At 55.6% G+C, this 25,640-nt stretch carries 17 protein-coding genes; 5 read left to right on the forward strand and 12 right to left on the reverse strand.

Annotated elements, in window-relative coordinates:
- Window positions 1-2 precede the first annotated feature (2 nt).
- The 7 genes from LOY26_RS23180 to LOY26_RS23210 form a co-directional block, all read right to left on the reverse strand.
- Window positions 3-3,383, reverse strand: a complete 3,381-nt coding sequence (locus LOY26_RS23180; RefSeq protein WP_258714144.1) for a DEAD/DEAH box helicase family protein — start codon at window positions 3,381-3,383, stop codon at window positions 3-5.
- A 51-nt stretch (window positions 3,384-3,434) separates the two neighbouring features.
- Window positions 3,435-4,916, reverse strand: coding sequence for a sigma-54-dependent Fis family transcriptional regulator (locus tag LOY26_RS23185; protein WP_258714926.1), 1,482 nt, complete (start codon window positions 4,914-4,916; stop codon window positions 3,435-3,437).
- A gap of 364 nt (window positions 4,917-5,280) precedes the next feature.
- A complete protein-coding gene (locus tag LOY26_RS23190; RefSeq protein WP_258714145.1) occupies window positions 5,281-6,408 on the reverse strand; it encodes a hypothetical protein in 1,128 nt (375 codons plus the stop codon).
- A 160-nt stretch (window positions 6,409-6,568) separates the two neighbouring features.
- On the reverse strand, window positions 6,569-7,648 hold the full coding sequence (locus LOY26_RS23195; protein ID WP_258714146.1) for a patatin-like phospholipase family protein: 1,080 nt from the start codon (window positions 7,646-7,648) through the stop codon (window positions 6,569-6,571).
- Window positions 7,645-8,553, reverse strand: coding sequence for a YjcZ-like family protein (locus tag LOY26_RS23200; RefSeq protein ID WP_258714147.1), 909 nt, complete (start codon window positions 8,551-8,553; stop codon window positions 7,645-7,647). The genes LOY26_RS23195 and LOY26_RS23200 overlap by 4 nt, the downstream gene beginning before the upstream one ends.
- Complete coding sequence (locus LOY26_RS23205) at window positions 8,550-10,970, reverse strand: dynamin family protein (protein ID WP_258714148.1); 2,421 nt, start codon at window positions 10,968-10,970, stop codon at window positions 8,550-8,552. The genes LOY26_RS23200 and LOY26_RS23205 overlap by 4 nt, the downstream gene beginning before the upstream one ends.
- Before the next feature lie 244 nt (window positions 10,971-11,214).
- A complete protein-coding gene (locus LOY26_RS23210) occupies window positions 11,215-11,472 on the reverse strand; it encodes a hypothetical protein (RefSeq protein WP_258714149.1) in 258 nt (85 codons plus the stop codon).
- Window positions 11,473-11,592: 120 nt separating this feature from the next.
- Here LOY26_RS23210 and LOY26_RS23215 point away from each other — a divergent pair, with 120 nt between their 5' ends.
- Genes LOY26_RS23215 through tnpC form a run of 3 tightly spaced genes read left to right on the forward strand, consistent with a single transcriptional unit; the run spans window position 11,593 to window position 14,435 of the window.
- Entirely contained in the window at window positions 11,593-12,456 is an 864-nt protein-coding gene (locus LOY26_RS23215; RefSeq protein ID WP_258714150.1) for a WYL domain-containing protein, read from the forward strand.
- Between the two features lie 44 nt (window positions 12,457-12,500).
- Window positions 12,501-12,860 carry an IS66 family insertion sequence element accessory protein TnpB gene (gene tnpB / locus LOY26_RS23220; protein WP_009687920.1) on the forward strand — a complete coding sequence of 120 codons (360 nt, stop codon included), beginning with the start codon at window positions 12,501-12,503 and terminating at the stop codon, window positions 12,858-12,860.
- An 18-nt stretch (window positions 12,861-12,878) separates the two neighbouring features.
- Window positions 12,879-14,435, forward strand: coding sequence for an IS66 family transposase (tnpC, locus tag LOY26_RS23225; RefSeq protein ID WP_258713692.1), 1,557 nt, complete (start codon window positions 12,879-12,881; stop codon window positions 14,433-14,435).
- 172 nt (window positions 14,436-14,607) lie between these two features.
- Here the strand turns inward: tnpC and LOY26_RS23230 are convergent, their stop codons facing one another.
- From LOY26_RS23230 to LOY26_RS23245, 4 genes are read right to left on the reverse strand one after another with little or no spacing between them, the layout of a single operon-like run.
- Complete coding sequence (locus tag LOY26_RS23230) at window positions 14,608-15,168, reverse strand: hypothetical protein (RefSeq protein ID WP_258714151.1); 561 nt, start codon at window positions 15,166-15,168, stop codon at window positions 14,608-14,610.
- The gene (locus tag LOY26_RS23235) at window positions 15,165-15,674 is read right to left on the reverse strand and encodes a hypothetical protein (protein WP_258714152.1); all 510 of its coding nucleotides are present in this window, start codon (window positions 15,672-15,674) and stop codon (window positions 15,165-15,167) included. Before LOY26_RS23235 ends, LOY26_RS23230 begins: the two co-directional genes overlap by 4 nt.
- 42 nt (window positions 15,675-15,716) lie before the next feature.
- Entirely contained in the window at window positions 15,717-17,309 is a 1,593-nt protein-coding gene (locus LOY26_RS23240) for a restriction endonuclease-like protein (RefSeq protein ID WP_258714153.1), read from the reverse strand.
- Window positions 17,310-17,312: 3 nt separating this feature from the next.
- Window positions 17,313-19,574: an McrB family protein gene (locus LOY26_RS23245; RefSeq protein ID WP_258714154.1), complete on the reverse strand. Its 2,262-nt coding sequence runs from the start codon at window positions 19,572-19,574 to the stop codon at window positions 17,313-17,315.
- A 948-nt stretch (window positions 19,575-20,522) separates the two neighbouring features.
- Between LOY26_RS23245 and LOY26_RS23250 the strand changes: the two genes are divergently transcribed.
- A complete protein-coding gene (locus LOY26_RS23250; protein WP_258714155.1) occupies window positions 20,523-22,373 on the forward strand; it encodes a 3'-5' exonuclease in 1,851 nt (616 codons plus the stop codon).
- A gap of 65 nt (window positions 22,374-22,438) precedes the next feature.
- Window positions 22,439-23,209: a nuclease-related domain-containing protein gene (locus LOY26_RS23255; RefSeq protein WP_258714156.1), complete on the forward strand. Its 771-nt coding sequence runs from the start codon at window positions 22,439-22,441 to the stop codon at window positions 23,207-23,209.
- A gap of 81 nt (window positions 23,210-23,290) precedes the next feature.
- Here the strand turns inward: LOY26_RS23255 and LOY26_RS23260 are convergent, their stop codons facing one another.
- Window positions 23,291-25,441, reverse strand: a complete 2,151-nt coding sequence (locus LOY26_RS23260; protein WP_258714157.1) for a YraN family protein — start codon at window positions 25,439-25,441, stop codon at window positions 23,291-23,293.
- Between the last annotated feature and the right edge of the window lie 199 nt (window positions 25,442-25,640).

The raw sequence follows: 25,640 nt of genomic DNA on the forward strand, positions 1-25,640 counted from the left end.
TCCTAGTGACTGGTAGGCGAGTTGTCCCCGCGCAAGAAGGGCTTGAGCACGGCCACTAGCACGCCCACATCAGCGGGGGCAAACACACCGTCGATGCCTTCGTGGGAAATGCTGGAAAACGGTGCGTCGTAGAGCTTTTCGATGACGATGCTGCCGTGCTGGGCAATGTAGCTTTTCAGCAGGTTCATGAAGCGCACCTGCTGGGCCGTGAGGCTGGGATGGGTATGCAGGAACTGGGCAAAATGCTGCTCAATGGCCTGTACATCCAGACCTATCAGCTCGCGCACAGTCAACTGCAGCTCGCTGGCAGTACGGCCATAGAACTCGTTCAGCACTTGCAGGCTGATGCCTGGGTGAGTGGTGAGGATGGTCGAGGTGAGCGAGTTCAGCTCCTGCTCGGCAATAGGCTCGCCCTTGTGGATTTTCTGCAGGGTCGGGTTGGCAGCCAGCATGCCGTCGAGGATGTCTTTGAGGCGGTGCCGGTAGATCATGGCCTCGTTGGCCCCTGGGATCTTGATCTGACGTTCAGCCACCTGCACGCCGCCATCGGCGGTGCGAGTTCCCGGCGTGCTGTAGAGCACTCCCTCACCGGACTTGCGATATTTCATGATGCCGCGCAGCTCCCGCCGAGCTCGTTCCAGCTTGCCCACATTGGCGTTGAGCCAGAAGTCCGCGCTACGCACCTCTGCGATCAAGGCATCCTTCTGGCGCACGGCCTGAATATTGATGGCGAGCTTGTCGATCTCTTCCAACAAGGTGATCTTGCCATCCTCGAAACAACTGGCGTTTTCCACCAGGCAGCGCTCGATGGCGGCGATAAGTTTGTCGAGCGCAGTGGCATGTTTGTCGCGCAGCACACGAGCCGACATCAGCGGGGCAATGGTATTTTGCAGCAAATGCTGGGTCTTGGCGTCGAACTTTTGCAGCTGGTCGCCCTGCTGCAATTGGTGCACAGCCCGCAGCTCGCGCTTGACGGCAACACTGCTCTCCGGCAGGTCATTGATGTCGGCACGCAGCAGTTCAATGGCGGTATCAAAGGCGGCGGCATGGTTCTGTTTGAGAGCCGCCTGCGCCAGCTCCAGACGCGCTTCGAAGGTGGTTTGCAGGAGCGACTTGCCGCTCTTGTCATCTGGTTCTTCGTACTCCTGCTCGAAGAAGTCGAAGTTGCCGTAGTGATCGAAGATGAGGAACTCGCTTTTGTGCTTGCCCTGACCAAACAGATTGGGGCGCAGGCGTGTGCCGCGACCGATCATCTGCCAGAACTTCACCCAGGACTTCACCGGCTTAGCGAATACCAGGTTAACCACTTCGGGCACATCAATGCCGGTGTCGAGCATGTCTACCGAGATGGCGATGCGGAAGTCGTTCTCTGGTTTTTTGAATTCTTTGATCAACGTACCCACGTGCGGGATTTGGTTGTGGATGACCTTGCAGACCTTGCTGCCATACTGAGGGTAGAGCTTGCAGAAGAGTTTTTCCAAGTGCTCAGCATGGTCCTGACGCTGGGCAAAGACGATGGTCTTGCCGACCAGTGACCCCGTCTCATCCTTGATGCCGTTGTCGATCAAGTTTTCCAGAATCAGGCGGTCGGTGTCTTCGCTGAAGATCTTGCGACCGATGTCCTTGCCGGCGATGGTGGTGCGCTTGGCCTCCTCCTCCCCGAGGTCCTCTTCAAGCTGACGTTGCTGTTCTTCGTTCAGGTCGTTGTAGTGAATGCCGTCGCGTAGGAAATCGGTGGTAAGGTCCTTAACGCGGAACGGCACCAGGTACGGCGGATCGTTGTTAATGGCTGCATCGAGACCGAACTCGAAGGTCGGGTCGGTCGTCTCGCAGTCGAACATGTCGAAGGTATTGCGGCTGATGAACTTTACCGGGGTGGCGGTTAGGCCTACCTGCAAGGCATCAAAGTAGTCGAACAGGTCGCGGTACTTGTTGTAGATGCTACGGTGGCTTTCGTCAGCAATGATCAGGTCGAAGAAGCCCACATCAAGCTGGGCGAAGCGGCTCATCATGCCCGGGTAGGTGGCGATGTAGACACGTGCGGTCTGATCGACCTTGTTTGTTTCACCAATTACGCAGCGCGGCTCGCTGGGCAGGTTATGTCTGAAAGCATCATCAGCCTGCACACGCAGCTCCTTGCGGTCACACAGGAACAGTACGCGTTTGGCCCAACCAGTGCGCAGTAGCAGCTCGGCCAAGGCGATGGACACGCGGGTCTTACCAGTGCCGGTGGCCTGAATGATCAGCGCGCGACGACGCTGCTGCTGGAAGTTAGCGGCAACCGTCTTGATCGCTTCGATCTGATAAGGGCGGTCAGCGATATTCAGATCCGGGTTATGACGCTCCAGCTCCGCTTTGCGGTATTGGCGCTGATAGATCAGGTATTCGAGGCTGTCTTTGCTGTAGAGGCCGTACACCGGACGGTAGGTGTTGTATTGCGCGTCGTCCCAGATGAAGGTCTCGTAGCCGTTGCTGTAGAAAATCACCGGGCGCTGCATGCCCATGCGCTCGAAGCCATCGGCATACATCCGGGCCTGTTCGCGTCCGGCCTGCAGACTGACATTGCCGGATTTCTTGGCCTCGATCACAGCCAGCGGTTGGCCGTTGTCACCCCATAGCACGTAGTCAGCACGGCCCTTGCCAGAGACGTTATCGGGAAAGTCGACGTCCACTTCCTGGCCTACCTGCGAGGGATTACTGATATCCCAGCCCGCCTGAACCAGCATGGCATCGATCAGCAGAGCCCGGGTCTTGGCTTCGTTCCACTGCAGGCTGTCGGCAACTTTCTGACTCTGCTGCTGACGGCTCTGCTGATCCGGCTTAGCAGGCGGCTCCAGCTTATCAAGATTGCGGGTGCGCTCCTGCTCCAGCTTATCCATGACTCGCTGTAGCTCTTCCTGCTGCTGAGTGAGCTCCCTCTCGTAGCTGGAGACAGTCTTCTGCAGGCTGGCAAGAGTCGCAGTCGGGTCCTGCACCTCGGCAAAAGGCGAAATATCAGCCTGTGCGGTTCCGTAGTACTTGATGGCCATGTACATGGCCAGTTGATGGGCGGTCTTCAGTGCCAACTGCGCATTGCGTAGTTCACCTTCCGCACCGTGAGCGGTGTCATTGCCCTGGATACGCAGGAAGTTGATCTGGTGAACCAGGGGCTTGCTGACGCAATCCGTGAACACCGAGTTTTTAACCAGTTCGTAAAAGGTTGACTGCGGCATACGCGGCAGCAGTTCTTCCTTGTAGATGCCTTTGGTCAGCTCCTCGGCAAAACTGCGCAAGCGCGTCAGGGCGCTGCCCGGATCAATATGAATCACGGCCTCGGCCAGGCCAGCTAGGTTTGCCAGCAACTCGTTGCCGGGACGAAGGAACTCGAAGTTGACTGATTTCATATAGGCGATTCTGTCCATAACCATCCTCTAAGCGAGGATCGTGCCAAGTTTCTATTCGACGTCGTACTTGCTCATCCAGTTTGTCAGCGTTTGCTGGCTTTTCAGCCCCAGCAGGCTGGCTGCACGGGTCTTATTGTGCCCGGTCACTTTCAGGGCCTGACGCAGATACCGCCTTGCGGTATCTGCGATTATCCCTTGTAAATCAATAGGTTGATAAAACTTCTCAAGCTGTTCAGCATGCCCATCTTGAGGCATCTGGAAAAGCGCCTGCTCTATATCTCCAGCCTCAATCAAATCGCCCCGGCACCACAGCGCTGCACGTAAAAGGGCCGATTGCAACTCACGAACATTACCGCGCCAAGGATGGCGAAGAATAAGGTTCTTTGCCTCTGCGGAAATTTTCTTACCACCTAGAGTGCCATCTTGCTTGGCCGTCTCCCCCAGCAAGGCGTCAGCCAGGAGCAACAAATCACCCTCTCGCTCGCGTAATGGTGGCAAGTGCAAAACGCCAACTGCAACTCGATAGAACAGATCCTCACGGAACCGCCGTTCCGCCACCGACTGCATGAGATTGCGGTGGGTAGCCGTAATCAGACGTACATTGACCTGCACCTCCTGACTACTGCCCACTGGCGTAATCACTCCATCCTGCAACACCCTCAGCAAACGCACCTGGGCGTCCGCAGTCAGTTCGCCGAACTCATCAAGGAACAGGGTTCCGCCATCCGCCTGCTGGAACACCCCGGCACGACTCTCCACCGCGCCGGTGAAAGCCCCTTTACGATGGCCAAACAAGGTAGAGTCGATCAGCTCAGGTGGAATAGCCCCGCAGTTAAGCGCAATGAAAGGCGCTGACGAACGCGGACCAGCGTTATGGATGGCTCTGGCAAACAACTCTTTACCAGTACCTGTCTCTCCATAGAGCAACACTGGGACCTGCTTCTGAGCCAGCACCTGTGCCTGCGATTTGAGCAGCAGCATGCGCTCGCTTTGCGTGATGATGCTGGCGAAAGCGGCATCAACCGGCGCCCGACTGTCGGCGAGGCGCAACAGCTTGTCGGCACTGATGGAGTTGGCGGCTGGCACATACTCGGCCGCAATCTCAAATGGCACATCAACCTGCTGCACCCCCTGCTCCAGCGAGGACTGATAGAAAGTCACTGGGTAGCGGGTCTTGCCCAAGAGAATCCACACAGCCTGCATGGCCGGAGTACCGGGGCTGAGCAGAATGGAAAGCTGATTGACATAAAGGTGCAAGCGAGTCAGGTGAGCATTGGCAGCTTGGTAGATATCCCCGAAATGTACAGGGCTCGTCAGTGACTCATAACTGACGATGATCGGGACACTGACCTGCTCACGGAGCCAGGCGACATAAGGCTCGACCAGCTCAGCCGGATAAGACGAAAGCAGTTCTGCACGATCAAAAGATTGCGCTCTTAGCGTCGCCAGTACAGGCCCTGCTTCACGACCTGACAACGCCTTCAGATCGTTCCCTCCGACCCAGCAGAGCAACACCTTCTGCTTTGTAGACACGCCTTCCAATCCCCTAGGTCCTCTCGCGTCCAAATGCGCGTCTTGGTGGCATTGTGCCCTGTGGCAAAGATGCCGGATAGTAAATCATCTGGTTAGCTTCAATCGCGCTGACGCGCTGGCTGTGAAAGGTGTGAAGATCATGCTGAGAACTGCTCAACGTTACCGACTAGGCAATGCATAACGCGGAGTATGTGCTGCAGCGCTATCAGATCGATCCGAAGTACCTCGATCAAACCCTGAGGTGCAGCAGGTTGTGATTGGGAGGCTGAGTGGCTCGCGGTAGGGATGGTAGCTACCTGCCGTCCCCCGAACTGATCCGTATGTGCGGAACTGACGGCAAGCCTGCAGACGATGAAAGGCCGATCTACGCGTGCATAACACGCAACAAGTATTCAACAATTTTCCCGCCCGATGCGTTGCTATCATCTTTCGAATCCTGCTTTGCTCGGTTCACTTCATCTGAAAAATATACCTCTTTCAGTCCCGGTAGATTCTGTCGGCGTAAACGCGCGGGCATACATGGCGCAGTAAATGCCAGAAGCAAGCAAAGGATAACTTTCTCGCGAAGGGCTCCGCGTGGGCGATGGTCTCCAGACCTCGCCATAGCCTCAAACAATTTATACATGAAGCACGACAGATGAAAAATGTCGTCTTCCCCCACCAAGGCCTGCGGATGAACGCCTATATTCACGTAGCAGGTGTAACGTATCTGGCTGTCGACTGGCGGCAGCACGGGCCGAGGCCATATCAGTTCGCTCGCGGCTTCGAGCACATCGGGCTGTACGCCAGGCACAGTAAAGGTGAATCCTTCGCGCTCGCGTGCTTCCTCCCCTGAAGGCTGGCTGCGATGCAATACGATAGTGGGGGCTTTTTCTTTGCGCGGCGAATCATCTCGTAGCTCCACATCAACGCAAAAGCCGCGCAACTCCAAATCAACCAGGGCGTTGAGAATGATTTCAACCAGCTGCTGTCGGAAGTCCCTGTTCAGCTTGCCCTGGTGGTCGAAAATTGCGCCTTGTATTTCTTTGACATCCCAAAGGATACGGTGCAAGTCAGGGGTCACAAGGCTGTACCAATCGCGCAACCGCCCGGCATCCTCGGATACACTTTCGCAAAGCGCGACACGTTGCCGAAGCGTAGCCAATTCAGCTTGCAGCTTTGCAATTTCGGCCTGGGCAGCCTTTAGTGAGTTCTGTGCCTGCTTGTCACGTGCTTTCAAAGCTTTGGCGAGGCCATCACCGTCAGTAAGGTTCGAGAACCGGGTTTGCCCTGCAACGTCCCCATGGAAACGGGCCACCGGCACGCGCTCAATCGGCCCAAGCAACTGATCATGCCAAGCAGCAAAAGTTAGATTTTGTGCAGCGCCAGCGGGAACGCTGCCTTTAATCGCACGGTCTAGAACGCTTTCTTCGACCCCAGAAAAATCAGCCAGAACACCATATTTGATCAGCACATTCAGTTGCGCTTCTCTAACTTTTCTCTCCAGCCCCACACTCGCGCTCCTTTGCGTCAGCCTTACTTACCAGCAGATTGGGCAAAGCATGCCCGCAGCACCGGCAAAGCGCCAGCATTCGAACATCGGGAGGAAGAGTCGATAGACAGATAGCCTTGAATAGCGAGAGGCTCGGCATACCACCCTTCCCCCGCGACGCTCACCTCAATCGTGCCATAGCGTCTGCAAGCACTTGATCAGCATTAGTGGACTCACGCTCAATGTTAACCAGCGCCGCTTCCGAAGTGCGTAACTCATTGCGCGCGCTCTGTGCATTCAGCACGCGGCCAACACACTGAAGCGTGTCCTGATAACCCTGCTCTATCCACGATGGAATTTTCTCGCCATCAAATCCTAGCAAGTCGCGAGCCCCCGCCAAAGGCCCATTCGCACGGGCCAAACTCTTGCTCGGGCGAATCTCCAAAATGGTGGCGTCTGGGAATCGCTGCCTGCTCCAAACTGATCCATCACTTAGATGCGTGACGATAACCAGGTTGCAACCCGCCTCTAACAAGGGCGTAATCGGCGTATTGCCTTGCATGGTTTGCCAGCCACCCTGCCCTCCATCTGACCAGCTTCGCCCATCATGGCGACGTGATTTGAATAGCAACGGAAGCGCCGCCGAGGCCAGCAATATGCGTTTCTGTTCCTCCTCATTTTCAATCGACTGGACATGGAAAAACTGTGAATGTGGCGTGTCACCAAAGCCAAGCTCAGCATAGAGAGCACGCACTATATCCTCGAGCCCTCCCAAGCTCTCGTAGAGAGAAACGTACAGTGGCAGGCCACGCTGCAGATCCTTGCTGACCAAGAACTCATCCATCAGTTGCTGCAACGGCTTGTCATCTAGAAAACCGTCTTCCCAGCCATTCAGCCACTCGGGAAATTCGACACCAAAGCGCTGGGCCAGTCTCTTGGCGCCATGAGCTGCGGCAAGAATGGCAGGCGCGCCGTTCATGCGTAACCCTGCAGCTGCCAGCAATGACACATAGCCCGGCATTTTCAAACTCAAAGGGGAGCTTTTACTCAAACGCCCCCACAATTCTTCCAGACGCGCCATGGCAACATCCAGCGAAGGCGCTGACGCAAGAATACCGCCATTGAGTGCTCCGATACTTGCACCTGAAACCGCATCAATACGAGTACCCAGCTCGTGCAAGGCTTTCAGCACACCAACTTGGTATGCACCTTTCGCTCCTCCACCCGACAGCACCAAGCCCACTTTCAAGGATGCACTCATACTGAGGTCTCCAAGAACAATTCACTGACCAACCCTTCAGTCATACGCCGGGCAGAACCCAGCAGAGGCACTTGGAGTGGTAACTCGTCAGGCACCTGCGAAACTGCATAAGTCATTGGCGAACGATCAGGACACGACCAATCACCCAGATAAGCAAGCGTCTCTTCGCTTACATTCCATGGTACGTCAGGCGAAGGCCTCGCCAGCCAGCGATTTCGGGTAGGGATGCGCTCCCCTTGCCCCACCTGAGCGTCTCGACTCAGCTGTATGATCGCCCGGTTGGCGAGGTCCTCTAGCAGTTGCTGACGCTCAGTACCAGAAATGGTTAGACAATGATCCCCGAATGCCCCCCAGCGCAACTCTTCCAGCACCGCATAACAGCGACCAGTAAGGCTAAGACCAGCGAACCGACCCGCGCCCCACTTGCCCATAACACTCTCGAGGTGTAACTGGGCACGTTGCGTAGAATCGATTCTCGCAACATTTTGCTCTAAAGCACTGCATCGATCGCCAAGGTGCTGCGAAAGTCGCTCCAACGCATAGCGGGTATCAGCTGAATAGTTAGCGACCGTAGCTAGATCCTGCTTCATTCCACTCACCCGCCTCTGCACCTGATAGATCGCACGGTTGCTCTTGGCCAACGATTGAGTCAAGTCGACTAGCCACTCCAGTGCCCCTTCGACGCCATCGGTGAGACTTGCATTGATTTCCGCTTGGTTCTGGGATGTTTTGCCAGTAAACCCATCGTAAAGGCGGTCGAACATCCCGGTCCGAGTCGAAATATGCCTCTGGCGCTCGCGCACCACATCGATACCGTTGGCGAAGTCCACCACGAACTTTTCCGGCAGACAGGTAAACAGACGGGTCATTTCGCCAATCAACTCATCGTTTTGCGCTTCATTCATGCTGGCACCCCAGCCGGGCTCACATCTCGCAGCAGCTCTTCGCTGTCGCGCTTGATCGGCATGACCTCGCGTTTGTAACTAGAGAGCAAACCAGCCAATGCAATTTGCTCGTCCTGGCTGCGCTCCTGATCACGAATACTCTGTTGCAAGTCGCTTCGGATGCTTTCGATGCTGCCTTTTAGTTGCTCGAAGAACGCGTGAAGTCCTTCATTGAGCGGCTGAGCGATGGTGTCAGCAGCGGAGGTCTCCAGGTCTTTGAACAGATGCTCGATTGATGCGTCGATGGCTTTGCGGACCTTGTTGATATCGACTGCGTAATAACCCTGCTTAACCGTGTACTCTTCCCAGCCCCAGTCAGAGGTACCGAACCAGCTACAAATGGTGCCCCATGCCCCTTTGCTGCGGCGAGAGCGCGTGACGTTACGGTGCTTGCTATCCACCGAATCGCGCAGAATCTCGCCAGCGGTGTACTTGAGAGTCAGCGGGGTTGTGTCAGGGATCTTCACATCGATGGAAAAACCGCTGCGATTGAGCCGCTCATTCAGGCCCGCGATAAGTTTGTTGGCTTCGGCTTCGATATCAACTGCGAAAGTGATGCGGAAATCCTTGAGGATTTCACCCATACGCCTTACCAGTTCGACTTCACCATCGCTAATGATGCTATGCACCCCATCTTCGATTTTTTTCAGCAGCGCTTCAGCCTCAGACTGCTTAGCGAAATTGATCACCGGACTTTCTTCGTCGAACTCAAAATCGAAACCGTTGCGCGCGCGACGAGCCCGTTCGCCACCCAACCAAGTGCTAAACGCTCCTTTGAGGAGCCCTGCCATGGTCGGTGCTAGCTGCTCTTGCATTCGGGCGACGGCTTGTTGCTGCTCTTGCCGCTTTCCCGCTTTGAATCCTTCGCCGACCTCATGCTTGATAGCCTCCGCCAATTCGCTGAAGGTCATGCTCATCTCGCACTTGATTTCCGCCAGCGCGTTCTGCGAAGACTCTTCGCTGTCATGTTCCAGGCGATCAATCATTGCAATGTCATCGCGCAGCGACCCAATCTGCTCCTGAAGTTCTTCAGCGCTCTTGGCCAGCGCGGTATCACGCACTTCCAGGAAGCGTGCAAGGCGGGTCGCCGTGTCAACCAGTTTCGACGCAGCAGAGGACAACGCCATAACGGCTGCTTGCCGGTGGGCCTTGAAGATCACTTTCTCCAGCGGCTCGGCGAAATTTGATCTTTTCCAAAGGCTACTGGCACCGCGCTGGACAAGCTCGGCGTCTTGCAATGCATCTTCCCAATCCATGCCCAGCACCAACTGGCCGAAGTCTTCGACCCATGCATTTTGGCCTCTCTTAGCCTCAGGGAGCATGCCGTGGTTGGCAATTTCCTGTTGGGCACGGCTGGCCAAATATCCCCAGCGCGAAGAGACTGGATAGACATCTGATGCATCGAGCCTGCTATTCATCAACGACTCGGCCACGAAGGTGCGTGTTTGGTCAGCGCTGTCGCCGTTGCGGTCTCTTTGGTCGAACTTATTCACCAATGCAAACAGTCGCCCTTCGGCAATATCGGCAATCTCATCCAGCTCCTTTCGCACCTGCTCATCGGCGTCAGACTTGAGCTGTGTGAAGTCCATGACAGCCAGCACAGCCGAAGCCTTCTTCAACTGTTCCTTGAGCATTTTGCGAAGATGCTGCTGACCCGCCTCATTGGGGCCGGGTGTATCGAGCAAGGCCAATTTGCCCTGACCCGCCGCCTGGCCGAGATGAGAAAATTCGATGCGGATGACAGGGTAATCGTCGATACTGGAGTAGCTACCAAAAGGGAAATCCAGCCCCAAAAACGCCGCAAGCCGTACCAAATCGTTCAGGCTTTTGAGGAACCAGAAGATATTTTCCGACCCTTCATATAGCGCTTTGAAACTTCCCCGCTGATCAATCAGCCTCAGCAGGTCAAGCATGTCATCGGTACGCTCCAGATTCTGCAGCGCTGCGTCACCTCGGTCAGATGAGATTACTTTACCAAGCTGCACAATGAGGTCGTTGATCGGCTTGCAGTTTTTCAGCTCCAACACTGGCTCGACTTGGCCAGGGGTGTGCTCGATCAGAGTCGGCAAAGCAGTCATCGGCCGGTTGCGGTTTGGCAGCACTTCATGCCCCACGATGGCATTGATTGTGGTCGATTTGCCGGCCTTCATGGTGCCGACCACGGCCAAGACCATCTTCAATTCGCGGACTTTGGCTAGCTCGCCTTCGAGGTAATCAATCTCTTTCGTGACATTCGCTTTACTGAAGGTCTGATGCTCATCATCCTGATCATCAGACAGCACGCCCCCGCCTTCCTGCAGGTGATGCAGCAGGCCTAGCTCCAAGCTGAGAAGCCTACGAGCCTCATCACGTAGCAGATCTATCGATTGTTCCTGCATCAAAAACTCCTTGCGCGAGGCGCCATTGGCCCCTAGTCATCCGTAAAACGCATACCGCAGACAAGCGGCCTATGATCGTCACGCCGATAATATCAAAATGAAGGCAATCTACTGTTAACTCAAAATACGATTGCCAGTGGAGCAAACAAAGAACGGCATAACCCTGGCCACGCCAGTCCAGACATGGCGACAGCCCGCTATGCAAACGCCCTGAACGGTACGCTACTCAACCCATTGCCGCTGATCACTCCTCAACTGGCAGCAACGCCTCCAGCAACTCCAACTTGCGGCGCAACTGCACCACATGCTCTCGCTCCGCCCGCAACGCTGACCGTAATTCGCGATTCTCCATCTCCCAGATCTGCAACCACCGCAGATCCCTCTGGCAGTGCTCCACCGTCTTACCAAGCTCACCGAGCTTTAACCCCTGCTGAATCAGCACCAGCAGGATGATCCCCATCGCCACCAATGCGCCTGTCGCAACCACTTCCGACATAGTCATGCTCATGTCCTTTGCTGCCCCCGAAGTATTTCGAAGACCCGCGAAAGATATGTAATTAAAAACTACACGTCCATTATGTAGACTTATACAGGTAAAGTAATCGCGCACATTGGAGAGGGTATGAAACGCAAGCAATCCATCGAACAGGTTCGCTGGGATCTGGCACTTCGCTATCGCTTGATCGAGACCGTTGCCTGGTGGGAAGGCCGGTTGACCACGGGCCACCTGATACAGAGCTTTGGCATCAGTCGCCAGCAGGCCTCCAAGGACATCAATACCTACATCACCGAGCATGCGCCCAAAAACTTGACATATGACAAGCAGCTAAAGGGCTACGTGCCAAGCAAGCACTTCAAGCCGCTGTTCATCGACGACAGCGCCAGCGCTTATCTGCACCTGCTTTATCAGAACAATGAACGGGCGCCACACATCGACGGGCTGGCATTGGCCTATGCGCACACCCGGGTACTGGAAGTGCCTGATCGCCCGATCCGGCCGGAAGTCCTGCGCCCCTTGCTCAAAGCCTGTCGCGAAGGCCTGCGGCTGGAAACTGAGTACGTGTCCTTCAACACTCCGAACGTAGAGGTGCGCCTGATTGCTCCGCACACGCTGGTCTACACCGGCATGCGCTGGCACGTGCGGGCGTATTGCGAGAAGAACGGTCAGTATCGGGATTTCGTGCTCAGCCGCCTGCGTGGCCAGCCGGACTTGCTCGGCCAATCGCCGAACACGCGCGAGCAGGATGAAGACTGGAATGTCGAGGTACCGGTCATCTTCGAGCCTGATGGGCGATTGAACGCGGCACAGAAAGCGATCATCGAGACCGACTTCGGCATGACGGAGGGGCAATTGGTGGTGCCCAGCCGCAGAGCATTGGTGAAGTATGTGTTGCAGCGGTACCAGATTGATCACCGCAACATGGCGATACTTCCCGAGGCCCAACGTGTCCGCTCCATGAAGCCCACATTCCAAGCGACTACCTGAAGCCCGATGCTGCGCTCCCGATTTCTTTCTGGAGCCAGTCCGCCATGATGCGTCCCGACAGCAAAGTCGAAAAAGTTTACCTCTACCCCAAGCCTGTGGATTTTCGAAAATCCATCGACGGCCTCACCGCCCTGGTCGAGCTGGACATCAAAGTCGCCGTGTTCGACCCCGTACTTTTCGTCTTCCTCAATAAAGCCCGTAACCGCATCAAGGTGTTGTACTGGGAGCGCAACGGCTTCTGCCTTTGGCTCAAGCGCCTCGAAGCCGAACGTTTCAAAACTTCCCCCGACGCCACCGACGAAGCCATCGTCCTGACCGTCCAGGAACTTAACTGGTTACTCGACGGCTTCGACCTCTGGCGCAACCGTCCACATCAGGTTCTGACACCCCGTTTCGTTGCCTGACCCGGTATAATCCGGGGCATGATTTCCTTGCCCGACAACCTTCCAGACGATCCCGTACTACTCAAGCAGATGTTGCTTGAGGCCTACGAAGCACGCTTGCGCGAGCAGGAAGTCAACGAAGCCTATGCCACCCACATCGTCGACCTGAAAGAACAGATCAAGCTGCTGCGTGATCGCCTGTTCAACCGCAAATCCGAGCAGACGGTCGATCCCAATACGCCGCAACTGGCAATGTTCAACGAGCCGGAAAGCGAGCCGTTGCTGGCCGTGGTTGAGGATGCGGACGAAGAAGTCGTTGCCCCAGTCAAACGTCGTGGCAAGCGCAAACCGTTGTCGGCTGAGCTGCCACGTGTCGAAGTCATCCACGACTTGCCCGAGCACGAGCTGACCTGCGCCTGCGGTTGCCGCAAACATGTGGTTGGCGAGGAAACCAGCGAGCAGCTCGATATCGTGCCGATGCAGATCCGCGTGCTCAAACATGTGCGCAAGGTCTACGGCTGCCGTGGTTGTGAAGCGGCGCCGGTCACCGCCGACAAACCGGCACAGCTGATCGAAAAGAGCATGGCCAGCCCCAGCGTGCTGGCCATGCTGTTGACCACCAAGTATGTCGATGGTCTGCCGCTACACCGTTTTGAAAGCGTACTGTCCCGGCATGGCATCGAAATCCCCCGGCAAACCTTGGCCCGCTGGGTAATCCAGTGCAGCGAACACTTCCAGCCGCTGCTGAACCTGATGCGTGAGCGGTTGTTGGAAAGCCCGGTGATTCACTGCGATGAAACGCGGGTGCAGGTGCTCAAGGAACCGGATCGCGACCCGACCAGCCAGTCCTGGATGTGGGTACAGGCCAGCGGCTTACCTGATCGACAAGTCGTATTGTTCGACTACACCACCAGCCGTGCGCAGGAGGTACCGTTGCGCCTGCTGGAGGGCTATCGCGGTTATGTCATGACCGATGATTACGCCGGTTACAACGCGTTGGCATTACAGCCCGGTGTCGAACGGTTGGCGTGCATGGTTCATGCACGACGCAAGTTTGTCGAGGCGCAAAAGGTGCAGCCCAAAGGCAAGACGGGACGTGCCGATGTGGCGCTGGCGATGATCAACAAGCTGTATGGCATCGAGCGTGAACTCAAGGATGTCAGCGATGACCAGCGGTTCATCGGTCGCCAGGAACGAAGCCTGCCGATCCTCGGCCAGTTGAAAAGCTGGCTGGACAAGACGCAGTCCCAAGTCACACCGCAAAGCGTGCTGGGTAAGGCGGTGCAGTATCTGGCGAACAACTGGAGCCGGCTGGAACGCTATGTCGAGGCCGGCCATTTGCCGATCGACAATAACCTGGCAGAGCGTGCGATAAAGCCGTTTGTCATCGGGCGCAAGGCCTGGTTGTTCAGCGACACGCCCAAGGGTGCTGCGGCTAGTGCACAGATCTACAGCTTGGTCGAGACCGCGAAGGCCAACGGCCAAGAGCCCTATACGTGGCTGCGCCACGTACTGGAGCGGTTGCCGCATGCCTCGTCGGTAGAGGACTACGAAGCGCTGCTGCCGTGGAACTGCTCACCGGAGATGCAACGGTAAATCGAAGCTCCATCTGGCGGTAGGTGGGGTTCATGGATCGCACTCGGCCCAACAACTGGTGGTGAGCAATCTCCAGGAGCTGCAGCCGTGGTTGATGAAGTACTAACACTTAGCTGTTGGCTTGGATGCATTCAACTGCGGCTGTAGCTGCTCGTCGGTGTTGCACGGGTAGCTACCTCTGCAAAAGCCCATTAACTAGCCGATAGCCATCAGGTACCGTGATTCTCCCGACTTCGACTGCTTCAATCAGTCCAAAGGCCCTATCCACGCTAATGACATCTTTCTCGATCACTTCTCGGAGTGACGAAATAAATGCGGACTTATCCTCTTTCGATACCCCGACGGCGCGCTCCTTAGCTTCCATTTCAATCAATCGCTCCTGATATAGCACTAGCAATTCACGCTTGCGCCCCTCGGACATCGCACCGTTACGAATCCAGCGTGAGACCCCGTAGGCCAAGGCACCACCGGCTGCCGCAGCACCCATTGACCAACCGATAGGCGTCGCTGCGACAGCAGTGACGCCTACCCAGCTGGCGGCAGTTGTGAGGACTGGGATGCTGGTCACACCGGCGATGCTCGCCACCGTGCCAGCGGCAGCGGCGCCGAGCCCTAGACCGAGTGTGCTGATGCCCACTTCGCCCAGAATACGCACACGGTCGTGGGGCGCCCGCTCGAGCTCGACGATAACCTTGAGCAGCTGCTTTTTGCTGACCTTCGATGGCCGATTCACGAAGTTTTCACCGATGTCAGCTCTGTCATCACGGCCTGGAGAGTCTCGATGAACACTTCGAAGTAAGCCTGAGCGATCTCGATCAAATTCTGCGGAAGCTCCAGCAACCTCACAGCGCCAGCTGCCTCGTACTTATCGTGCTGATGACCAGTGACTACGAACGTCAGGCCAAGCAAAGTACCTAAGGGTGCCAGTAACGAACCGAGCAACGGTATTGCAGCAACCAGCGAAGCAATAGCAGCCCCTAAAAGGCTGCCAATGGCCAAACTCTTGTGCACTGTTATGAAATCGCGCAGTTTCATTACGATTAGCTTGCCGATGGAAACCACCTTGTCACCAATGCGCTTGGTCACGTTAACCAGGTCTTTGATCCGTATGGAAACTTCTGGCGGTAAACCGTATTCCCTTAGCCAGATATAGAGATCGCTGCTGGTCATGGAATCACTCTCGGCCTGCATAAGTGCCAACTCTAGCTCGGCTTCAGCTTTAGAAATAATTGGTTTCATCGTATTTCCCTTATCAGTATCGCGTCAGCTTCAGGCCTAGAGCTAAAGAGTGGCTGCTATAGGAAGCTCTGAAGATGCTGAATCCGGGCAGCCCCTTACAAAGGGTTTTAGCACCGCCTGCAATCCGTTCTGTTCAACGCTAAGCACTGCGACGCCAACACCATTGGCTTTCTGATAAGCCGCCGTCTCCAACATAGGCGCACCTCCAGCACGAGGCACTAGCAGTATAGATACATCCGGTTTTTTCCCCTTCCAGCGCAGGCAATCCCGGTACAAATGCGCAGACTCCATGCCATCCAACACCCATTCGCGCGCTACTCGGTACTTGGCGTCCATTACAATGAACAAGCTCTCCACTGAGCTTTCCACGGTTACGACGATGTCGGGCTTGCGCTCACCGGAAATGCTTGAAAAGCCGTTGTTAGCTGGCTGGTCGAACGCTGGGCAACGTAGCTGTAGAAGTACCTCGGCCTGCGTATCGATATCTCGCCCCGTAAATCGTATGTGATCCAGGCTTGCGCCGTGCCAAGAAGCTCGCCATTGCAGACCGGGATAGATCGACTTCACCAACCTCACAACTTGGAGGTAGCACCAACGCTCGTAAATTTCCCATGTCGGGCTTATCCACAAACGCTCTCCATCTCTACTGCCGTCGATACCAGGGCGCAGCACATACCAACCGTGACGATAAGCCCGAGCGTAAGCAGGGTGAGCGGAAATCGCGTTGAGCCCGGCTGCCGAAATTCGAGGCTGACGCAGAGAGCGGAACGGTTCCCTACGTTGAATTTTTCGTAAGTCACAGTGCAGGCCTTCGAGGAATTCAATCCGCCGACCAAGCCGAGGCGCCAACGCGGATCGGGCCCCGGTGTCCCTCTCCCCATCAACTATCTTTTGCAAGGCAGTAATGACGTGACGACTGCGTCGTAGAACTTCCCCAAGGACAACAGCCAGCGCTTGGTTGGCCGGGTTATCCAGGTCCTCGAACACTGTCGGCACATCAAAGTGCGGCACATCGCCATTGGCACTGGCTCGCTCGAGATTGTAGAGCAACGCCGTCGCTGCAGGGTCTTGCAAGGCCCGACGCAGAGTCTGTTGATCAATACGACGTAACTGGTGCGCTGGCCGTAAAGTGCGCTGTCGGTGCAACCTTGTCAGAGGTTTTCGCAAAACCTCGACGAGGGCCGACAAAAAAACCGGACCATAACGCTTCAAACGAGCATATTCGAGATGCGGGTTGCTGGCTCGGCCCTCACGACCGAGCTCCAATTGCGCGTATTCGCCTCCCAATAGCAAACGTGTGTCGAAGGCAAGGAGTTCGTCGAGCATTGCGGCAAACGAAACCTCGCCGAGCTTGTTCTGGTCTGGCGCTACATCTAAGTGATAGGTTGCGGTGACCTTGCCACTGGCATCGACCAACTCAGCGACGACTCTTCCTGCGTAGAAACCCGGCTCCCATCGCCACGCATCGAATGCCTCATGGCGTAAGATCTTCAACGGCTCATCATCAACAAAAAAACGCGCCTCGGGGATAATCTCGAAATAATAGGTACCACGCTCCATAAACCCAGAAACCAGCGTTTCAGGAGCGACCTCGAACGAGCAGCCTTGATTGTCGATGCATCGGATAATCGACATTTCTCAGCGCCAGAACCGGGCGGAACCGAGAGAACGTAAGTCATCCTGCAATTCGGCAACTTTGGTTGCCGAATCCTCCAGCTTCATATCCCGCAGCAGAGTTCGGCTGTCTGCGAAAGCTGCCTGTACCCGAGGCGTGTCTTCGCCACGCAGTTTAGGAAGGACTTTAGCGTAGACGGCTTGGTCCAGCGCTTCGTCGAAGTCAATCACACCGCCGCGCTCAGCCTGCTCAACGTAGCCAATGACATCGTGAATGGTGCGCCAGCCAAAGTGAAGGCGTGCAGGGCGCAACGCTTTGACTAGCCCTCTGAGCGTGTCACGCACCTTGGTGATCTGTACCTCAGACAACACACTGGTCTTCCATCCCGGGAACGCGTCGACGTCAATGTCCCAGAACTCAATGACCGCCGCCCGATCAAGTACCTTGTCGCTCAGGCCATGCGTTGTTTCATCCATATTCACAGTGCCAATAATCACCAGATTGCTCGGGTATGTGATGGTCGCTGGTACACCGTTGATATCATTTTCCTGGGCGTGAAGCTCAATGTGGCCACCTGTTTCCATTGCGGAAAGCAGTGGCGCCAAATACTGCTCAGGGTGGGACAGGTTCATTTCATCCAGCACGACCGTGTAGGGGCGCTCAGTGTCAGCATTTGCTTTGAGCAGGAAATCGATAAAGGCCGTGCGCACATAGCTTTCGCTATCCAGCGGATTAACGTAACCCAGCAAGCAGGAAGGGTCATGCCAGCCTGGCTGGACCGGGACGGTGAGCAATCCCTCCGAAGGGTTGGTTTGCCCTTCGTGCAGCGCAAGCGCATATCCTCTCGCCAATACTGTTTTACCGGCACCGCTAAGCCCCGTGAGCACAGCGAAGTGACGACGTGGATGGCTCCAAAGTCCGGCGTCCAAGCGTGCAACCAGTCCAATAGGGAAAGAGATAGTTTCGGGAAAACTGTGCTGGATGGTTTTCAACGAGGGCCGCTCGAATGGCGTCGTCCCACTAGCGGATGGCATTACACTGGCTGAAACAACCCCAGCCTCCGGCGGGAGCGATTCAGGTTCCCAGTAAATTTGCGCTGCCCAAGTTTTGCCGAGCTCGGTCAGGTGCAACAGCTTATCCGCTCTGGTTTCGACCAATTGCAGGGAACGTAGCCAAAACGTCAGGCTGGTCAGCGCTCGATCACTCGTCCACCCTGAATTAACCTTCCTCAAAGTTTCATTCATCGTACTGACAGCGATCGGGCCGCTGCGCAATGCATAGAGCATATGATCGAACCCAAGCACGCGCGTGAGCAACCAGTCCGATACCTCATCAGGCTCGCCTGTTTCCAACAACCCTTCACCTCGCGGAGTCAGGTTGATCTCATCGCCATGGGCGCGCAGTACACCCCATTCAGCAATCAGCGAATTGAGTTGGGTTCGGATGGTCGACGTGGCGTGACTTGGGTTGATTGAGCGCATGTGCTCAAGCAAGTCCTCTCGTTTGCACCCCTCTTTGGCAAACTCGATGATGGCTCTTACTGTCGCAACCCCACCTCCGATGGCCAGCATGCCGCGGCGGCGACGTTCAGCGGGCAAAGGGTTCAGGCGCTCCTCGCCTGTACTCGGATCAGCGATTTCTGTCGCTTCGGCTTCTTGCTCCTGTATGTATTTCATGTAGAGCAACCAAGGCAGGGTCATGCGCTCCAGAGCCGGCGTGCTCAGTCCCTCGACTCGCTCACCCAATACTTCCTCCAGGCGCAAAAGCACAAGCTGATGCAGAGAAAGATCACGCTCTCCTCCCACACCTAACAATGACGCCAGTGTTCGCAATTTCGGGTAGTGGGCAATCGTGGTCAGTTCCGTAGGGAACAGCGCAGCGAATAGACGATATTTTTTTAGCCGAGGATTACGCTGGACAAGAGGTGGGGCGACTAGCTGATTTAAATCGTGCCAGCTTTTCTTGAGAGCCTGCCCACGTAGAGGAGCGTCGACAGTTTCAAGCGAAGTGCGGACACCCCAAAGGAGTTTGGCAACATCGGGATTGGTGATTACTTCGGACACATTGACGGTACCCATACCCGTCGTAGTGATCACCTCACTCTCCCAGAGCTGCTCCTGAAACGCAGGGCTACAAAACTCGGCCTGACTGGTGTCTTGCACCATCCGAAGAAACTTCGACAGATTAGTCAGCCAGTTTTGATACCAAGGCAATTCACGATGGTGAACCAACACCGCTTCGCAGGCTGCCTTGAGAGTTGCGTCATCCTTCAGATCTACCGCCAAAATCCTTGCTCCTATAATTTTGTTCGAGCGACCGTGCCCATTGTCATTTTCTGCTAAGAGCAGGCATACCGAGTTGAAGCACCACGCCGGCTCAAGGAGCATCGACCTACATCAACCATCAAACCGCCTGGGTCTAGCTTGCTGGCCTGAAGCCCAGCATGGCGGTGAGAGCTGGCAAGCTGGCGGCATGCAACGCAACGAACGTCTCTACTTCGGGATGTGCCAGGAACCCACCACGCTTCACGCCAGCCGCCTGCGGACAATATCGAATGGCCATACCCTAAGCAAAATGACAGACCCCGTCCATGTTGTCTGTATCATACAGGTAAACAATTGGAGCAGGTTTGAGTGCCTTGGCCAGACGGTTTCTAGCGCCAGCGGCAATTAGCCCATTGAACTGTAAAGTTTTAAGACGCACATCATGCATGGCGTGGCACTTGGAACAGCAGCGTCAATCAAGATCAACTGCACGACTGCGCCAACCTGATCGGCAAGCTGGTTCCGGCCATCATTCTGCTGACGCTAGATAACCCGGACACATTGCGGGGTGATGCATGCTATCCCGTAGTCGTTTAGCTCAGTAACCGCGATTGGACCAAGGGCGCCCTACAGTGGGAGACTGAACTAGTTATCGGCAGGCTAAGAATTATTTTCATAGTATTCCAATCGGTATTCCAGATTAAAACACGAACCGGAATTCCCACGACTAATCAACATGTTACTGTCTTAATTCAGATCACCCCGGCCCTATCACCTGATATTTGGTGAAAACAATTCAAGCCGCCTTGGCTTAACGCTTACCCCGCAGCCCTCCCCTCACGGTCCACCATCGCAGTCAGTGAATCCTGCAGCGCCGCTGCCCCAAAACGCCCCTCCTCCTTTTGGATTTGCACCTCGCAGCATTAAATCCTACTGTGCACGGCGTTTTTGGATATGGACGATAAGGATATGGCCCAACTCTTCCCGGCACTCAGTGCCTGTCGCTTCGACGCTCCCGGCGAAAAACGCCTGGCGGAGCGACTCGAGAAAAAGCTCTCAAACGACTGGCTATGCTGGTTCAACGTGCCAGTAGGCCCAAAAGGTCTGCAACCTGACTTTGTCCTGTTGCACCCGAAAATCGGGCTATTGGTGCTCGAAGTCAAAGACTGGAAAACGACTTCGCTGATCTCGATAACGGCCAGCGATGTGAAGAAATATGATGATGGTCAGGAAAAAACCGTTATCAATCCCCTGGCGCAGGCCCGCAAGAATGCCTTTGAAACGGTTCAGGCATTGGAGAAAGACAGCGCGCTGACCCAAGGTGCTGAGGCTTACCGGCCCGGCAAGCTGATCATGCCGTACAGCTGGGGGGTGGTGCTCACCGAAATCACTCGCAAAGAGTTCGAGGCAAGACAGCTTGGTGCCGCGATGGAGGGCACGCGGGTCATCTGCAAGGACGAGATGTACGAAACCGCCGACAGCAGCGTATTCGAACAGCAAGTTTGCAAGATGCTGGTCCATCAGTTTCCCGTGCATCTTGTACCAGAACAGATCGACCGAGTGCGCTATCACCTTTTCCCCGAAATCCGCTTGAGCCCTGCCCCCGCCCAGTTCGGGTTGTTCAGTGAACAAGACGCGCCCCTTCCCTGCCTGCTGAAAGTGATGGACCTTCAGCAAGAGCAGTTGGCGCGCTCAATGGGCGATGGCCATCGGGTGATCCACGGTGTGGCAGGTAGCGGTAAAACCATGATCCTGGTCTATCGCTGCTTGTACCTGGCTCGCGCAGCCACTAAACCGGTGCTGGTCTTGTGCTTCAACAAAACACTTGCCGCGCGTTTGAACCAGGTGCTGCAACAGCACCGCCAGGAGCACAAGGTAACCGTCGTAGGCTTTCACGCCTGGTGCCACAGTTTGCTGACCCAAGCAAAACTCGCCATCCCCGAAATGAAAGGGGCGAAGTTTATTCAAGCACTGGAAGAAGAGGTGCTTCGGCAAATGGAAAGCGGCGCCCTCGCGCCCGAACAGTACGGTGCCATCCTGATTGATGAAGGGCATGACTTCAAACCCGAGTGGTTCCGCTTAGTCGTCCATCAGGTGGATCGTGAGCGCGAGGACCTATTGGTACTGTATGACGACGCCCAAGCGATCTATCGCGGCAAGGCGTCGAGCACAAAATTGGCGTTTAGTTTTGCCAGCGTAGGCATCAAGGCTTCTGGCCGTACCACGGTGCTGCGTATCAGTTATCGCAACACGCTGGAAGTGCTGTCGGTTGCCCATGCATTCTCCAAGGAGTTGCTAAGCGCACGCGACGCCGAAGACGACCATGTACCTGTGCTTGCACCCCAAAGTGCAGGTCGCCGGGGTGAGATGCCACAGCTTCTAAGCCTTGCTGGGCCTGCACAAGAGGCGCAATGCCTGGTTACTAGGCTGAGGGCAGAACATGAAAACGGCAGAGCCTGGGACGACATGGCGGTCATTTACCGGCATACCGAGCAGGCCTTCTGGGTTGAAGAGGCGCTAAAGGCGGCAGGTATCCCCTACACCACCGCACGTGTGAGCTCTCAGCGCACAAAGCTTTACGCCCACCCTTCGGTAAAAATCGTCAGCATGCACTCCAGCAAAGGGCTGGAGTTTGGTTTTGTGATGATCCCGCGCCTGCATGAAATGCCAGCCAAGGGCGAAGATGAAGCTGACGAGATGCGTTTGCTATACGTGGCGATGACGCGCGCAGTCGATCGCCTGGTAATGAGCCATCAAGGTGAGTCGGGCTTCACCGAACGTCTCGGGGAAGCAATCGCTCAAGTAAAAGCCAGCCTTTAGGTCAACGGCTGTTCGTACAGCGGTTTGGAATAGCCGCTGTCACCCATATTTTTGGAAGGTAAGAAATGGACTTCACACCCATCATCGCCCAGCACTGGATCCCCCTGAGCTGGTTCATCCCCCTCGTCATCTTGCTTTTCGCACTCAAGTCTCCAGGTGTAAAGGGCTACCTCGGCGAGCTGCTTGTACGCTACTTCGCCTACCTGTACCTGAACGAGCAAACCTATCGCCGCCTGCACAACATCACCCTGGACACCCCGGACGGCACCACCCAGATCGACCACGTTTTCGTCTCGGTGTACGGTATTTTCGTGCTGGAAACGAAGAATATGAACGGCTGGATCTTCGGCAGCGAAAAGCAGCCCCAGTGGACGCAGAAGCTCTACAAGCGCACCTTCAAATTCCAGAACCCGCTGCGGCAGAACTACAAGCACCTCAAAGCACTGGAAACGACCTTGGGCGTGAATGCCGAGCACCTGCACTCGGTGATCACCTTCGTCGGTGACAGCACGTTCAAAACGCAGATGCCTGCAAACGTTACCCAAGGCAGCAAGTTCATTCGCTACATCAAATCGTTTAATCAGCCGGTTTTCACCGAGGCCGATGTGAACGCCATGCTGCAAACCCTGCAAACCGGCCGCCGTGCCCCTACCCGCGCTACCCACCGCGAGCATGTGCAAAACCTGAAACGCCGCAGCGACCCGACAGCCGAGCGGCAATGCCCTAAATGTGGCAATGCGCTGCTGGTTCGGACCGCCAAATCAGGGGCGAAGGCAGGGCAGCAGTTTTGGGGTTGTTCGGCATTCCCCAAATGCCGAACGATGCAGCGTTTTTAGCCCGAAATACGACGATTGAAGGTCTGGTAGACAGGGCGTTTATATAGGGCAGTGAGTACAAAGGTCATGACTGCCCAAGCGCTAGCAGAAACCCCGCCACAGCTCATCAGACTCGACAACAGCCACAAATCGATCCGCCGTAAACCCCTCAGGGAACAATGAATCGCGACCACTTTCATCAAGCTGATCCAACGGTTTAAGAAGCTGCTTCTCGTCGCGCAAAATGACTTCCAGCGCCTCACGTGATACCACTCTGAACCCATCGACTGCCTGCCCATCGAGTTCAATGGACGTATCAACGATCCAGGCCCGCAGATCCACCTCGGGATGCTGCGCGTCATAGCCCAGCCTGGTACGCAGACCTAGATCAGCCACCAACGCCTTAGCCACCGCAATCCGCTTACGCTGTAGTTGCCAAGCGGCTTTGCGCAAGGTGTTGGTGCGATGCAGCCAAACCTCATGCCGGGTTGAACGGATATAACCCGACTTGACCTCGATGAGCAGCAACACACCATCCTGATGGCAGATCAAGTCCACTTCACCGGCATCGTCTTCTTCTGTCACGGGAGGCCGATAGCCCACCTCTACGGCAAAGCCTCGTCGCCGTAGGCTCTCGGCCAGCGCCAGCTCTACACGCTGGGTTTCTGCCTGTGCATCGGCTCTGCGGGCGTTCACGCGTCGCAAATTATTGATGGCGGCGGTCACGTTGTTCTGCTCCGAGACCACCCAAGGAAACTGAAAACTGAAGCGGCCAACTTTGTAGAAGGGTTGCTCAGCCAGGCGTGGCACAGGCTTCCCAGGATGCTGTTTCAACTGCTGTGCAAGCGCTTTGAGGTCGCTAGTCCAGAACCTGAGAATTGCCTTGGCGGAATCGGCGCTGCCTTGCGGGTATTCCTTGCTGACCGTCCAGCCTTTGATCCTGCGGACTTTTGCTTCCTCTTCGGACCATGTCAGGGGGAATCTGTTTTCCCCTGATCGCATGCCGCTCATAGCCAATCGACCAAGCGCATGGGCGAGCACGCCGGACTCGCGAAGGTAATACTGGTAGGGCTGGATAAAATGCTTCTGGAAGAACACCGAGGTCAACTCACTCGCCAGCAACACAGAGTGAAGCTGAACTTCAGCACCATCATCGAGCGTAAGCTTGTCACCCAGGCCGTAGATCTGCTGCAGTTGCAGCTCACTGCGTATTGCCTTGATGTAGGCCAGCTGGTTCAGCTCATGGTTCTCGGGCGAGCCGATAATTTCAGTGGCTATGCTGGAAGTACTGAATGCCTCCACGGCACGGTTTATCCAGTAGTGCCAAAGCAGGTCGTTCTTGCGCCCGGTACGTTGCCACCGCTCTGTCTCCGCCTCCGACTCATTGTAGATAACGGGCTCACCCGGCTTTAACTGGTAACGACATTCAGGATTGAAGCAGAACCAGTCGATTGAAGCCTCGTAGTCGATTCGCTCGTGCGTTGCCGCAATCATTACGCTCAGTGAGTTGAGGTTTTCACGGCACCTCACTGAGTCTGGGGTAAACGCCCCAGGGAAAATGATCGGTGACAGATGCCGTTTCAGTGACTGCCCGATCCGCGCCTCGTTCAGACGAAAATCCTCTTCCGAACAAGCCCTGAGTTTGTTCAAGATAATGCGGCTGTAGACCTGCCACTGCTGACCAGAACGATCAGCGGGGGCATCTTCGGAGAACGCTTGATAAGCCAGCACACTGAGGTAGGAAAGCAATTCCAGCAGGGACAAATGCTCAAGCTGTTTTTCAGCGTTGCTGATCAGCTCATCAAAGGGCTTGAGCTGATCGAGCAAACGGTCACAGACCCCGAAGAATTCCTGCCACTCATCCCCCGTGAGTGCCGTACGAAGCGCAAGCCATAGCGGTGAATCAGTACGCTCGAACACCTTCGCGTAACGAATTGACCATCTGAGGGTATCTGGCGCATGGCTGGCCAGCTCCAGCAGCAGGTCGACACTGGCTGCATTATCAAAATGCAGCAGGCGGCTCAGCGCCAAGCTGGCCAGTTCGGAGTGTGCAACTGCATCCGCATCACGCCAAAACGGTGCTGAAGCCAAACCCGTCGCGCGGTCAAGTGCCGAGTGATTCTTACCTGAAGGGCGCTGATCCAGAAAATGCTGCAGGGATTCATCGAGAGCCCTCCCCTTACCGAGTACAGGCTGCTTCCTTTCATAAACCAACTGGTAATACTGCCGGCACCGCAATTCCTTTTCTGACATCCCAAGCCTCCATACCTACGCCATCTTCCTAGCCAGAGCGTGACCCACAGAACGCCTTACGTTCAGCTGAACGCGCAATGCGACCCAGCACTCAGACCTACTACATCCTTTTGTCAAAAAGTTGATACGCCAGTCTTTTTGATAGAGAATTAGAAACAGGATGCATTTTAGCGTATTTCAGTATGCTTTAAGCGAGTGC

The organism is Pseudomonas sp. B21-047, assembly GCF_024748775.1.
Lineage (GTDB): Bacteria > Pseudomonadota > Gammaproteobacteria > Pseudomonadales > Pseudomonadaceae > Aquipseudomonas > Aquipseudomonas capeferrum.

Bases quoted from the DNA above. Each gene is read 5' to 3' on its own strand.
- tnpC (WP_258713692.1), top strand. From the start codon at position 12,879: ATGATTTCCTTGCCCGACAACCTTCCAGACGATCCCGTACTACTCAAG.
- LOY26_RS23235 (WP_258714152.1), bottom strand. From the start codon at position 15,674: ATGAAACCAATTATTTCTAAAGCTGAAGCCGAGCTAGAGTTGGCACTT.
- LOY26_RS23205 (WP_258714148.1), bottom strand. From the start codon at position 10,970: ATGCAGGAACAATCGATAGATCTGCTACGTGATGAGGCTCGTAGGCTT.
- LOY26_RS23260 (WP_258714157.1), bottom strand. From the start codon at position 25,441: ATGTCAGAAAAGGAATTGCGGTGCCGGCAGTATTACCAGTTGGTTTAT.
- LOY26_RS23240 (WP_258714153.1), bottom strand. From the start codon at position 17,309: ATGTCGATTATCCGATGCATCGACAATCAAGGCTGCTCGTTCGAGGTC.
- LOY26_RS23200 (WP_258714147.1), bottom strand. From the start codon at position 8,553: ATGAATGAAGCGCAAAACGATGAGTTGATTGGCGAAATGACCCGTCTG.
- tnpB (WP_009687920.1), top strand. From the start codon at position 12,501: ATGATGCGTCCCGACAGCAAAGTCGAAAAAGTTTACCTCTACCCCAAG.
- LOY26_RS23250 (WP_258714155.1), top strand. From the start codon at position 20,523: ATGGCCCAACTCTTCCCGGCACTCAGTGCCTGTCGCTTCGACGCTCCC.
- LOY26_RS23210 (WP_258714149.1), bottom strand. From the start codon at position 11,472: ATGACTATGTCGGAAGTGGTTGCGACAGGCGCATTGGTGGCGATGGGG.
- LOY26_RS23255 (WP_258714156.1), top strand. From the start codon at position 22,439: ATGGACTTCACACCCATCATCGCCCAGCACTGGATCCCCCTGAGCTGG.
- LOY26_RS23215 (WP_258714150.1), top strand. From the start codon at position 11,593: ATGAAACGCAAGCAATCCATCGAACAGGTTCGCTGGGATCTGGCACTT.
- LOY26_RS23180 (WP_258714144.1), bottom strand. From the start codon at position 3,383: ATGAAATCAGTCAACTTCGAGTTCCTTCGTCCCGGCAACGAGTTGCTG.
- LOY26_RS23195 (WP_258714146.1), bottom strand. From the start codon at position 7,648: ATGAGTGCATCCTTGAAAGTGGGCTTGGTGCTGTCGGGTGGAGGAGCG.